Source organism: Cohnella sp. (genome assembly GCF_041640265.1).
In the GTDB taxonomy this organism is placed as follows: domain Bacteria; phylum Bacillota; class Bacilli; order Paenibacillales; family Paenibacillaceae; genus Cohnella.
Window position 1 is genome coordinate 11,378 of the sequence record NZ_JBEQAP010000016.1, and the last position, 13,364, is coordinate 24,741.

12 protein-coding genes are annotated in these 13,364 nt (G+C 45.2%); 1 reads left to right on the plus strand and 11 read right to left on the minus strand.

The genetic code is table 11. From position 1 onward, the window contains the following. Nucleotides 1–45 precede the first annotated feature (45 nt). The 11 genes from ACESLK_RS13395 to ACESLK_RS13445 all read right to left on the minus strand — a co-directional run bounded on the left by ACESLK_RS13395 (nt 46) and on the right by ACESLK_RS13445 (nt 11,288). A complete protein-coding gene (locus ACESLK_RS13395; RefSeq protein WP_373229995.1) occupies nt 46–810 on the minus strand; it encodes an ABC transporter ATP-binding protein in 765 nt (254 codons plus the stop codon). Next, on the minus strand, nt 807–1,607 hold the full coding sequence (locus tag ACESLK_RS13400) for an ABC transporter ATP-binding protein (protein ID WP_373229996.1): 801 nt from the start codon (nt 1,605–1,607) through the stop codon (nt 807–809). The genes ACESLK_RS13395 and ACESLK_RS13400 overlap by 4 nt, the downstream gene beginning before the upstream one ends. Continuing rightward, nucleotides 1,604–2,452 carry a nickel transporter permease gene (gene nikC / locus ACESLK_RS13405; RefSeq protein ID WP_373229997.1) on the minus strand — a complete coding sequence of 283 codons (849 nt, stop codon included), beginning with the start codon at nt 2,450–2,452 and terminating at the stop codon, nt 1,604–1,606. The genes ACESLK_RS13400 and nikC overlap by 4 nt, the downstream gene beginning before the upstream one ends. Next, nucleotides 2,452–3,396: a nickel ABC transporter permease gene (gene nikB / locus ACESLK_RS13410; protein ID WP_373229998.1), complete on the minus strand. Its 945-nt coding sequence runs from the start codon at nt 3,394–3,396 to the stop codon at nt 2,452–2,454. Before nikB ends, nikC begins: the two co-directional genes overlap by 1 nt. Further along, entirely contained in the window at nt 3,397–4,929 is a 1,533-nt protein-coding gene (gene nikA / locus ACESLK_RS13415) for a nickel ABC transporter substrate-binding protein (protein ID WP_373229999.1), read from the minus strand. A 218-nt stretch (nt 4,930–5,147) separates the two neighbouring features. Further along, complete coding sequence (locus ACESLK_RS13420; protein WP_373230000.1) at nt 5,148–5,861, minus strand: YwaF family protein; 714 nt, start codon at nt 5,859–5,861, stop codon at nt 5,148–5,150. A gap of 116 nt (nt 5,862–5,977) precedes the next feature. Next, nucleotides 5,978–6,637: a response regulator transcription factor gene (locus ACESLK_RS13425; protein ID WP_373230001.1), complete on the minus strand. Its 660-nt coding sequence runs from the start codon at nt 6,635–6,637 to the stop codon at nt 5,978–5,980. Beyond that, the gene (locus ACESLK_RS13430) at nt 6,630–8,033 is read right to left on the minus strand and encodes a sensor histidine kinase (protein WP_373230002.1); all 1,404 of its coding nucleotides are present in this window, start codon (nt 8,031–8,033) and stop codon (nt 6,630–6,632) included. Before ACESLK_RS13430 ends, ACESLK_RS13425 begins: the two co-directional genes overlap by 8 nt. A gap of 15 nt (nt 8,034–8,048) precedes the next feature. After that, nucleotides 8,049–8,855 (minus strand): alpha/beta hydrolase, encoded by an 807-nt coding sequence (locus tag ACESLK_RS13435; protein ID WP_373230078.1) that lies wholly within the window; start codon nt 8,853–8,855, stop codon nt 8,049–8,051. A 41-nt stretch (nt 8,856–8,896) separates the two neighbouring features. After that, nucleotides 8,897–9,481, minus strand: a complete 585-nt coding sequence (locus ACESLK_RS13440; protein ID WP_373230003.1) for a thymidine kinase — start codon at nt 9,479–9,481, stop codon at nt 8,897–8,899. A 109-nt stretch (nt 9,482–9,590) separates the two neighbouring features. Next, entirely contained in the window at nt 9,591–11,288 is a 1,698-nt protein-coding gene (locus tag ACESLK_RS13445; protein WP_373230004.1) for a DUF6044 family protein, read from the minus strand. A gap of 210 nt (nt 11,289–11,498) precedes the next feature. On the opposite strand from ACESLK_RS13445, the gene ACESLK_RS13450 reads away from it, so the two are divergent. Beyond that, nucleotides 11,499–13,298, plus strand: coding sequence for an LTA synthase family protein (locus ACESLK_RS13450; RefSeq protein WP_373230005.1), 1,800 nt, complete (start codon nt 11,499–11,501; stop codon nt 13,296–13,298). Nucleotides 13,299–13,364: the final 66 nt, after the last annotated feature.

Here is a 13,364-nt window from a genome sequence, read left to right on the forward strand (position 1 = left end):
AGTATGCCCGGTGAGAGTGTAATTTAAGGGTGATATTCGTATTCATTATTCAAACATGGAAATGAGCTCTTGTGTATACGGATGACGATCCGCAGCAAAGAGTTCTTCCTTTTCAAATCGGTCCACAATGATACCGCCCTGCATCACCATTATTTGTTGGCTCATCGTGTACACAGCCGAGAGATCATGTGAAATGAAGAGATACGAAGTGCCTAATTGCTCTCGCAGCCCATCCAGTAAACGGAGAACGGCGGCTTGAGTCAGAACATCAAGACTCGAAGTCGGTTCGTCTAGAATAATAATTGCGGGTTCAATGCTAATAGCTCGAGCAATGGTCGCTCGCTGCTTTTGTCCGCCGCTCAGTTCATGAGGATAACGATGGGCCAGGCTTGCCGGAAGTTCTACAGCTTCCAACAGCTGTGCGACAAAGTCATTTTTATTCGTATAATGAAAATGCTTCATCTTAGCTTGATCGCCCAATTGCAAATAGGGATCCATCAACGAATCTATTATTTTTAGCTTTGGATTCAACGCTGCAGAAGGATTTTGTAAAACCGCTTGGATATTTTTTCGATAGGGTCTTAAACTGCGTTCATTTTTGTTATGAAGAGGTGTGCCCTCCAGCAGAATACTCCCCTTATCGATCGACTCCATGTTTAATAGGCAGCGAGCAAGCGTGCTTTTACCGCACCCGCTCTCGCCCACAAGACCGAGACATTGCTTCTTATCCAACGTAAAATTCACATCCTGAAGCACTGCGGCTCCATGATCGTATGTTTTATAGACATTATTTACATCCAACAGATTCATCGTGTCACTCCTGCAGAAGTTAGTGGGTTCAGGCTTCTAAGTGGCGGCGATGATTTGATCAGCAAATCGGTATAAGCATGCTTCGGATGATTCAGCACCTCGTTTTTATCGCCTGTTTCAATGATTACTCCGTCTTTCATAACCGCAATGCGGTCTGCATATTTCTTTACGTGACGCAGATCATGGGTAATGAACAAAATCGCGCAGCCGGTTTCCTCTTGCATCCGGGATAATAGTTCCAGAATTCTAAAAGATGATACGCTGTCCAAGGCCGTGGTAGGCTCGTCGGCTATCAGTATATCCGGTTTAAGCAGGAGTGCAATCGCAATGGATACACGCTGCAGTTGTCCGCCGCTTAATTGAAATGGATATCTGGTGTAGATTTCCTCAGATAGGCCCACGGAGACAAGCGCTGACATGGCTTGCTGTATTCTTTCTGTTTTGGATAGGGTTAGATGTCTCCGTTGATATTCCTCGAAGTGACGACCTATCGTTAGAAAAGGAGTAAAGGACCCTTGGTAATCTTGAAAGATATAAGACAGACGTTTCCCGCGAATTTGACGCATTTCGGAGGAGGAGAGAGTTATTAAATTTTTGTCTTGATACCCTATTTCGCCTGTCGCTTGAAGGTTGGTTGGCAGCAGCTGTCCAATTGCCGATGCAGTCATACTTTTGCCGCTGCCGCTTTGGCCAACAAGCGCAAACCACTCTCCCTCATGTATTTCAAATGAAATATCATGAACGATCCCATTTTGCCTTCCTGCAATGGACAGATGATTCACGGTTAAAATGCTCACTTTACAACCTCTTTTTTCACATCAAATTTATCACGCAAGAAATCGCCGAGTAAGTTTGACAGGAGAACGACAAACACAATCATTAATCCCGGATAAATCATTAAAGACGGATTGGATTGAAAATAAGGACGAGCATCATTGAGCATCGCACCCCACTCCGGTGCCGGAGGCTGCGCACCGAGTCCGATATACGAAAGAGATGAAATGAGCAGAATGATTTTTCCTAAATCAAGGCTGGCGAGCACGAGTACGTTCCCGATAATATGGGGAAACAGATGTTTGGTCATTATTCGGCCAGTACGAAGACCATTTATTTTGGCAATCATAATATAGTCTTTCCGGCGTTCAGTCAGCACTGTACTGCGCACAAGCCGGGCATAATTAACCCATTTCACCACAACTATTGCGAGTAACAGATTTTCAATACCCGCACCAAGCAAACCACTCAACACGATCGCAACAACTGTATCCGGAAACGACAGGAAGGCGTCTGCTATACGCATAAAAATCCGATCGAATAGACCTCCTTTAAATCCGGCCCATACACCAAACGGCACACCGATCATTACTGCAATCAGCAGTGCCAAGAGACCGTAGCCTACCGTCAGCTGGGAGCCAAGCAGAAGACGTGTCAATACGTCACGCCCTAGATGATCTGTCCCAAGCGGATGTTCGAAGCTCATCGGCAATAATCTTTCAGCCAGATTGACCAAAGACGGGTCAACCTTCAGGACTAGGAAGGTGTATGCAACAATAACCAGCGACAAAGTCAGCATGAAGAGCAGAACGGCAGCTTTCCAGCTCTTCTTGCTATTCTTGCTATTCTCTTTAAGCACTAACTCCATCAGCTGTTCTTCCTTTCCCTTAGTCTGAGCTCCGGGTTTAAATATCGGTAGGATAAATCGACAGCGCTATTTACAAGAAAAACGGTAATTGCCATGATCAAAATGTACCCTTGGATCACGGGGTAATCACGCGATCTGATTGAGTCGACCACCATCTTACCGATACCAGGGTAGGCGAAAATAACTTCAATAACAACAACTCCACCGATCAAGCTGCCCAGGCTGACACCGAATACGGTAATAACAGGCGGAAGACTATAACGAAATGCATGGGCGAAAAAAATTCGCATTTCCGATAATCCTCTGGAACGTGCTGCCCTTATAAATTCATTGCTGAGAGAGTCGAGTAAGCTCGAACGCAATAACCGAACGTAAACACTTGTGATGGCAAGTCCTAAAGTAATGGAAGGAAGGACAGCAGAAATAAGTCCGTCCCTTCCCATTGGAGGGAGAATCCCCCATCGTACTGCAAATAAATCAATGAAGATCAATGCCAGCCAAAAACTAGGTATTGCTGCGCCAAGCAGCGACACTCCCCGGCTTATCTGGTCAATCCAACTTCCGCGATAAAGGGCACCGAGTGAACCAAGCGGAATAGCAACAACGAGCATGACAATAAGCGAACCCATTGTCAATTCAATTGTTGCGGGCAGCCCGCTTAAAATCATATCCATCACAGGCTGATTCGTAATATATGAATTCCCGAAATCCAATTTTAAAAAGTCAGCAAACCAGCGGCCATACTGGACTAAAAGAGGGTCATTAAACCCTAATTCTTCGCGCAAAGCTTCGACTTGTTCATTCGTGACCGACAAATCATCGACTCTAAGAATGGATAGAACCGGATCACCCGGAGCTAGACGCAGAAAGAGAAAGCTGATAAACGTAATGGCCAGAAGAAAGATCAGGACCTCGATTAATCGCCGGCCTAGAATCTGAAGCATTTACTTCTTCACATCCAATTCATTCGTCAGCATATAGTATTCACTTCGGGATGTCGTCCAGTTTATAACTTTATCTGACTTATAAGCGACTAGTGTGTTCGGATACAAAACAAACGAATTATAAGCCTGTTCATCTACATATATTGCAATTTGTTTCGCTATAACCGAACGCTCTTCCTGTCCAACGGCCACGTTTAACTCGTCGATGAGAGATGTTAATTTATCGTCATCCGTACCGCTGAAGTTCAAAGCGCCCTTTGGATGAAACGTTGCATTTAAAAAGTAACCGGCATCACCGCGAGGTGCAGTTAAATAACTGTAGGTTGCCAAATCCCAATCTCCATTGGCAGTCATATACTCTTCCGGCTTTTCGATCAGTTGGATTTCCACGTCAATTCCCAGCTTGCCAGCATCTGATTGAAATACTTGTGCGATTAAGGGTAAGTCAGCACGCGCACTGTAAGTCAGGAGTTTAAGTGTGAGCGGTTCGCCGTTTTTTTGCATAACGCCATTAGCTTCTGTATATCCTGCTTCTTTGAGATATGCTCTAGCAGCCTCCAGACCACTCTTTTTCTCAGGATAGTCTGGTGCAAATGAAAAGCTAGATGGGAATGGTCCTGCAGCAACTTCTGCATGTCCCTTTAAAATAGTCTCCACAATAGCTTTACGATCAATCAATACATCTACTGCCTTGCGAACATTGACATCTTGAAGGGGCTTCCGTCCCATATTCATTATCAATTGATGCACTCGGAAAGTGGAAGTGGAGTCGATGGTCACACCTTGTACAGCTTCCAAATTAGCAAGGGTTTCTACTTCAGGACGGAAGACAATATCAGCGACTCCTGATTGTAGGGCAAGTGAGCGAGCATTCGCATCTTCATTAAACGAAAATCTTGCTGAATCCAGTTTTGCGGGTCCGCTCCAGTAACCATCATAACGGATCAGGTCCACTGCGGTACCCGGCGTAAATGCTGACACGGCAAAGGGGCCTGTTCCTATCGGTTTATTAATAAAATCCGTTTCCGTCACGTCGATAATCGATGTGTTTGGATGAACCAGTTCTGACGGGAATTCGGGAAAAGGAACTGCTGTCTTAATCGTTAACGTATTTGCATTTGCTTGTATGGTTTCAATGCGCAGGGCGTTCTTTACTGCACGACTATCTTTTATTGCCCGCTCCAGTGAGGCTTTTACAGCTGCGCCATCCATAGGTTTGCCGTTGTGAAAAGTTACCCCGTCTCTAAGCTCAATCGTCCATAACTGGGCGTCTTTACTATCCCAGCTTTCTGCAAGCCACGGCTCGATTGCCAACTTCGTATCATTGAGGCGTACCAATGTTTCCGTTATTCCTGCGCGAAGTGGTAAATAACTTGAATCCACATTCGGATCAAGCGAGCTTGCTGCAAAATTAAAGAGCAGGTTTACGTGTTTTTTCTCCTCACTTTGGTTATCAGCAGCGTTTGAAGTGCAAGCCGCCAAAAAAATAACCGAAAGAAGTAAAACCAACAATGATTTATACCGATTAGACATAATTAATTCCTCCACTATAAATGATTAAGTTTGCATAATGTGTAATCATTACGGATAAAACTCCATACATAAGCCGGACGTTAAGTCCGGCTATGTACCCTTTGTATTATCATGTAATACATATAAATTACCGATGTAAAAGAAAAAATATTTTATTCGTAACGTTTACGTATAGTAGTATAGCAATCGCTTTTCTGCTCGTCAATCCCTCGCGATAACTACTTATAATCTTTAAGAAATTTAGCTTCTATATGTAACAAACGATCCAAGCCCTTCACGACACCGAGCAGCAAGAAGCATAGTATTAGTGCCACTAGCTCCAACTGAAGCAGATACCACGGCCAAGGTGCAAGGAGGTCTAGCAAAGAAGCCGTAGCAGGTTTGCGCGCTAGGAACATGAAGTTACTCCCGGTAATCGTGTTGGCGATTGCAGCTGGAATAGCTAGTATATGCAGCCATCCGATTGCTTTGAATACGGAAGTGACCTGTGGCCGATATCCATCCACGACAGTTAGAAATACACTCGCTCCTATAATCGCCCCATGGGCGATAAAGAAGTGGAAATAGCGATATTCCGGAAAAGTCGCATCCAAATTTGGTGTTAGCAGTGCCTGCATCGCACCCATTATCCCGAGGAAAAAGGTAATGTCGCATAGTTTACGATTCCGGGTCAGAAGAACCGCTGCAGATAACCACATCATGATGCTGCATAACTGGAAGGGAAATGAATGTAAACCGAAGTTGTCCGTTACGGCGTACCAAACCTGAAGAGAAATTTCACAACCCGCGAGTATGGCAATCATTCCGAACCTCATTCGCCGGTTAGCCGCGGGATTCCTTAGCTTCCTTCGGAAGCTTATGATCAATATGATGAATAGGACAGCCATCGCGATTCCTATCCCGTGCGCCAGCGAGAAAATTACGAACCCCATATTACTTCCCCTTTTCTCCTATTTAGGTTGATAGCTTTATACCTTCATTCTAGAAAATACGCGCAAAAAAATAGTACCAACTTTGTGTGGTACTACTTAGGGTTAACGTTTCTGGGTTAAAACAATCCCTTATCCTTAGCTTCCTTCGCTGCTTCCTTAGAGCCTTTGGCTCCTAGCTTCTTTAAGATATGATTGATGTGATTTTTGACGGTGCGGATCGATACGACTAACTTGCTTGCGATCTCCGATTGGGAGTACCCCTTATCGATAAGCTTGAGAAGCTGCAGTTCGGAGGGTGTTATTTTGTCTTGCATGGTTTTCGTTTCGAATTCCCGCTCCATTTGCTTCAATCGGCGGAATTCCTCCCGCATTTTCTCCGCAGCTGCCGAGCTGATCGGAGATTCCTTGCGCGCAGCCGCCTGGATCGCATTCGGTAATCCTTCGAAATCCGATTTGATCTGATAATCGATTGCTCCTGCTTGGAATGAGCGGAAGATGAGCTCCTTCTCTTCCATCGAGGTCAGCATAATGACGCGAGCGCCTGTGGAAATAGACACTTCCTCCGCTAACGCAATTCCTGCTGGATCTCCGTCAAGCATGATATCCATCAAGACAACGTCTGCTGTATTCGTTATTTTAGCTAGCTCCTCCCTTACGGCATCCGGGTTATCCGCAGTGAAGGTAATCTCTAAACCCTGCTGACCGTTTAAGTAAGCTTTTAAGCCGCGAAGCCAGTCCTTGTCATCCTCTATAATCCATATTCGTATATTATTCATGGGCATCTCTCCCTTTTGCGGTCATTTGCCCTTGCTGCATGGCCTTAATTCTGCTCTTCGGAAAAGTCAAATAGACACGCGTACCGACGCCAAGCTTACTCCTAATCTGCAGTGACCCGCCATGCTTACGCATGACATAATACGCATAAGGAAGCCCTAGCCCGAAATTTGCTTCTTTACTGCTTTTCGTCGTATAGAACGGTTCGAGAGCTTTGGAGGTTTGTCCCCTATCCATCCCTGGACCAGTATCCCGCACTTCCACAATCAGCTCTCTCTTACTCTCCCGTAACGAAAGGAACAAATGCCCTGTACCTTCCATCGCATCAATCGCATTAGCAATCAGATTGTTGAGCGCTTCTCCAACCTGAGCGGGATCTAACCTGCACAGCCAGCCGCCTGATACATTCACATGCAGCTTGATGCTCTGAAGCAAGGGTTCATGAGGCTTTAGCGTATGACGGATAAGCTCGCCTATATCCACCTCTGCCGGCTGTACCTCCAGATCCTCCGTACGACGATGAACACGGGAAATCATATCCTGAATATGATTGGAAGCACTCTGAACAACCTTTATATCCTCCAGTAATTCCAGTTGGTCCGTTGATTCCGCATAAGCTTTCATCTTCTCTGTGAACAGTCTCATTTTGCCAACGTCGTTCTTGATTGCATGATGCAGGATAGCCGTTCCCGAGGTTACTGCACGCAGCGTAGAATCGAGTCTCCGACGATCGATCAGCACTCTTACGCCCAAGAATCCATAAGTGAAAAGACCCATAACGAAAACCGCAATTCCTATGCTGACGAACCACGTATTGTATTTCCACATCCTGAGCAGTCCGAGGCTTGGCAGCAAATAACTCATCAGCATGGCGAAAATAACCGGAGGAAGAACCGCCAGGCAGATCATCCAATGGGTGTGGGAAGGAGAATAATGGCCCGACTTCTTCAGGAGCACGATCACGGTTCCGGCTGCGAAATAAGGAACCGCCCACCACACCACCACAGTGAAGGTTATGGGGTATACCTCGTTATATCCAGAAGTGAATAGCAGGCACCCGATAATCGGAAGCAGCAGGACAAGCAACGTAAGTCTCTCCATGGTCCGGTTCATAAGAACCGGACGGTATGCAAGGGCAAATAAGAGAAAGGAATAGGGAAGCCCATAATATGAAACCAAAGAAGAGCTTGCTTGTATGTGGTATAAAGCGTTCTCCAATCCTTCGTTTGGGTACGTCGCGTTGATATAGGGGATAAAGGTAATATCCAATACAGCAGCTAAAGCTCCCGCGCCACCGCATAAGGCAACGGCACTCAGACGTCGGTTAATCGATGATCTAGTGTCCGATAAGAGAAGGATGAGCGCAACCGCCCATAATGCAATCCAAACAAAAAGCATGCCGCAGCTCCTGACTTAAAATTGATATCGCTTGAGCCACAGTCCGCATACGGATGTCCAAGAGGCGACATGCTCATCTTCCTCAGCCATGCCAAGTCCATGACGTCCCTTCTCATAAACGTGCAGATCGAAGGGAACTCCCGCTCGCCGGAGAGCGCTCGCAAAAAGCATGCTATTCTCCACAGGAACGGCTCCATCATCCGAAGTATGCCACAGAAAGGTTGGCGGCGTATCCGCAGTAACTTGTCCCTCGCAGCTCATTCGTTCTACCAGCTCCTGATCAGGAGCAGGACCAAGCAAATTGAGCATCGAGCCTTGATGATAATAAGGAGGCTTCATTGTAATGACCGGATAACAAAGAATAATCGCGTCGGGACGACAAGACTGTCTGTCTATCTCATCTTTCGCTTCAGGATTCCCCGAGTCATATTGAGTGCCAATCGAGGCTGTCAAATGTCCCCCTGCCGAGAAGCCGAGCACGCCGATCTTATTCTTATTGATACCATAATCCGCCGCATTGTGCCTCACATAACGAACTGCTCTTTGCACGTCCGTTAGAGCGCAGGGATACCGGTATGGCGCGACACGGTATCGCAAAACAAAAGCATGGATCCCGATACTGTTCAACCACAGCGCAATCGGCTCGCCTTCATGATTTGCTCGTGCGCCATATCCGCCGCCTGGACAGACAATGACCGCTCCTCTACCATCACCATCAACCGGATAAGCTGTAAGTGCGGGAATATCCTCATCGTTATTTCCTTCCGCCCTCGGAGCACCCTCCGGCCAAAGCTCGATCCATTTTCTATTTATATCCGCCATCATTCGTCCCTCGCCTCTCAAATGAAACCTTTGATAATCCCTCACTTTTTTTCGAATGCCTTGTTATAACAGCGCCGGCATACCGGCTTATAGTCCTCGCTGCCGCCAACCTGGATTTGTTCTCCTACATTTACGGGAACGCCATCCTTGAGACGTACAACCATTGTCGCTTTTTTATCACAATACCAACAAATCGTTTTGATTTCTTCGATTTTATCGGCGTATATAAGCAGATTATAGCTGCCCTCGAACAATTCATTCTGAAAATCATTCTTCAAGCCAAATGCCATAACAGGAACATTTAACTCGTCCACCACACGGGTGAGCTCCAAGATATGCTTCTTCTTCAGCCATTGGGCTTCGTCAACCAACACGCAGAAAAATCGTCCGGAGCCCGAAAGCTGTGTTTTCACGGACTCATAAAGGTCAGTCTGGTCGTCTACGGGAATCGCTTGCCTTGTAAAGCCTGCACGAGTGCCGACTTGATTAGAACCATTTCTCGTATCTATAGAAGGAGTAAAGATTAGAACCGGTTTGCCTTGCTCCTCGTAGTTATGCGCCACCTTGATGATTTCAAACGATTTACCGCTGTTCATTGTACCGTATTTAAAATATAGCTGTGCCAATGTATTCCCTCCATAGTAAAAACCATCTGATCGTCTATGCCGTTGGTGTTAGCCATTATTATACATGACATTGTACAGATGGAGTAGACGACAAATCCTGCATGATTAGCTATCGCAATTTCGTTTCATACACATAAATTTTCCAAGCAGATCGCGGATTGTTAAACACTTTCCGAAGCGTCAGCCCATTCTCTTCTTCGTTTACAATCGGAACCGCAGAAAAAATAAACTGCCCGCCCAGTCCCTTAAACGCATTGATGTTTAACTCCAGATTACGGATTTTTTTGCCCGACGTCTTTCGGTAATCGTATTTCCCTCCTAATTCAGCAACGAATAGATAACATCGCCCGCCCCAAGTATCGAAGTATTTCCGAAGCTTTTTCTGTTTAGCGAGTTCCTTCTTGATAATGCGCCGAAACGCATGCTTGTATTGCAGAGAATAAAAATTATTGTACGTATCCAACGTATAAAACCCGTTGTACTGCGCGATTGATGGATGCAATCCAATGCTCGCTACCCGGTACGAATCCTTAGGAAGTCCGATAAACCGCTCGATTTCCCGGAACTGCTCAACGGCGTAAAACTCGCGAAATGACGGCGTACCCTTACTCCGATATACAAATTCATCGTTGCTTGCCAGCAGAATCACCACTTGCGCGATCAACGCCGTTTGGGCTATCCAACGCCCCTTTTTCCCCCAAATAAAAATGAGCAGCCGCAAAGCCAGAGCAAACCCTAAATATATAACGAGCGGGCGCAAAAAATGAAATCGCGCAAAATTAAAAGTATTCAGCAGAGAGTATTGTTGTTTAAGCAGCTGCCATCCCTTGTAGAACCAGAACGAATACCAAAAAGATAACGCCAAATTAAGCGCCATGAGAAACATAAATAGGTTCCCTGTTCGAGTACCCTTCCATTTAGCACGGCCTAGGAGCAAATACAATAATACAGTTAACATAACCGGTAAAATGACAATTGTATGAAGAGTCAGCACGTGATTGTGTCCATATATGAAGTTCTTAATACCAAGCCGGATGCAGTGCCAGAAGTCCAATCGCGATGAAATGAACTCGTCGCGGCTCGTCGGTTCGCCAGACAAAACAAGGGACAATAAAAGGCGGTAATCAATCGCTAAATAGAGAACTCCCATTAGCACGATGCTTGCGAGAAACCGTAAATTCGTTTGCTTTTTCACTACCAAATCCCATACCCACAACAGTCCAACCGCTATGAGGAAAAAGAAAAAACCTAAAACGAGGCTAGAATAAAATGGAAGCAGAATCAGCGTAAACCAATACTTAAATGCGCTCCGCCCTTCCCTTATGTGCAGAAATGCCCAGAGTGCCAGCGGCTGTCCCAACGTGCTAAGCATGCCCGAAGGCCAGAACGGTGTCAGCGCAAAAGCCAGCGCCACCCCGACTCGAACGAATGCATAATTCCGCCCTTGGATAAAGTGATCTCTCAGAAGGAAATACATGCCAAGAAAAGCAAACACCCTAGTAATCGTCAGGCTGAGCGCATACGCCGTCATAGACGGGAAAAGAGCATGTAAAAGAACATTACCGCTAAATTCAGTACCGAATGCATTTCTCGTAAGTCCGTTAATCACTTGCGGAATGACGGCAGAATAGCTACCGAACCACTCACCGCTGCTTACCAAAATTTTATACCAAGCGATATTCGAATCCAGATTGTCATGAACGCGGATATGAGCTTCCTCGCCCAATATATACAGAGGGGAGAGATATAGCGCCAGTAAGGCTCCGCTTATCCAAAGCAATCTTCTTTCTTTGCTTGAATGAAGCAATTTATTCCCTCCAGCCGTGTTAGGAAGATTACTTTAATGTTCCATAACAGGCTCTCGTTATCCATAAGGGGCGAATAGATTGGTTTCCTTTGGAAAACGATACAAGTATTATTTTTTATTATTGGAGGGAAAAACTTGAGCTTACGTTCATACGTCCAACGAAATTATAATAAACATACTTTCACGTACTCATCGTTATTTTGCATATGTTTGAAGAATTATTTGGTCCATCGTTATTGCTTTGAATTGCCGGTAAAAGGCTTCTATCAGGAACTCATTTTACTTATTAGCACTTGCAGTTCCATTCTTATCCTGTTTAACTTCGCTATGTTAGGGTTTCGAAAAAGAATACATATTCCAATTGTGGCGTTAAGCTTCTTATCCTCGATACTGTTATTGTCCGATCTTGTTTACTACCGTTTCTTTAACGACTTTATCACGATCCCAGTATTGTTTCTAGCCGATAATATGAGTGTTGTCTGGGGCAGCTTATTCACGCTCCTGCGCCCTTCTGATCTGCTCCTTTTCCTTGATACCTTCATCTTGGTTATCATGATGAATAGAAAATCGATTCAAAGGACTGCTTGGAGCTTTCGTCATCTGACTGCGACTATTATGCTCGCTATATTGCTTTTATATCTCAATTTTGTCATGGTCGAGAAAGGTCACCCGGAGCTGCTAGTTCGAACGTTTGATCGTCAAATTGTTGTCAAAAGCATTGGAGCCTACAATTACCATCTGTACGACATCATTACGAGCGCAAAGAGCGGATTAAAAAAAGCAGCTGCCACCAACGATGATCTGTTGACCGTCGAATCGTTTCTTAAGCAGTTACCCAAAGAAGAGTACAATAAGAAGCTGTTTGGGGCTGCCAAAGGCTATAATGTTTTCTTGGTATCGATGGAGTCGTTGCAAAGCTTTGTAATCGGCCGGCGTATTGACGGACAAGAGGTTACTCCTTACCTGAACCGGTTGATTAAAGAAAGCTATTATTTCGATAACTTCTACCACCAAACCGGACAAGGCAAAACGTCAGACGCCGAATTCACTATAGACACGTCTCTCTTCCCCTTGCCCAGCGGAGCTGTTTATTTCTCTCACGCTCAGAACGCATATGACTCCACGCCGAACATTCTGAAGAAGATCGGTTATTACCCTATCGCGTTTCACGCCAATAACCGATCATTCTGGAACCGCGGGAACATGTACAAGACGATGGGATATGAACGGTTTTTCTCTTCATCCGATTACAAAATTACGGAAGACAACACCATTGGGTGGGGATTAAACGATATTTCGTTTTTTAAGCAATCTATCGAGAAATTAAAAGAACTGCCTCAGCCTTTTTACAGCAAGTTCATTACCCTGACCAACCACTATCCGTTTGATTTAGACGAGAAAGACCAGCTAATTCCGAAATACGTATCTAATTCCAGTACGCTGAATCGATACATTCCCAACGTGAGATATATGGATGAGGCGTTAAAAGTATTTTTTGAGGAAGTGAAAAAGGCGGGGCTTTATGAACGATCGATCTTTATTCTGTACGGAGATCATTACGGTATTTCGCACAAGCACAAGAAAGCGATGGCCCAACTGCTCGGGAAAGAGAAACTGAATTGGTATGACCATGCGCAGCTGCAAAGAGTTCCTCTTATCATTCACATTCCAGGACAGAAGGGGAAACAAATGGATACGATCTCTGGACAGATCGATCTGAAGCCTACTCTCTTGCATTTGCTTGGGATAAGAACGGCTGGTCAACCGAATTTCGGGCAGGATCTGTTTGCTATGAATCGGAGGGAATTAGCGATATTGCGGGATGGAAGCTTTATAACGGATCGGATCTTGTTCACTAAAAATCGTTGTTACGATAAAACATCAGGCGAAGTTACCGATAAAGCAGAGTGCGAACCTTTTAAGAAGGATGTCGCCAATCGGCTGGCTTATTCGGATCATATTGTGTATGGGGACCTGTTGCGATTTACGAACCAGGCTAAGAAGCTATAAATAAACCCGAGAGATGTCCTTCTGGATAACGGTGTTACAAACGGGAAAGCTAACATAAGCAACAAT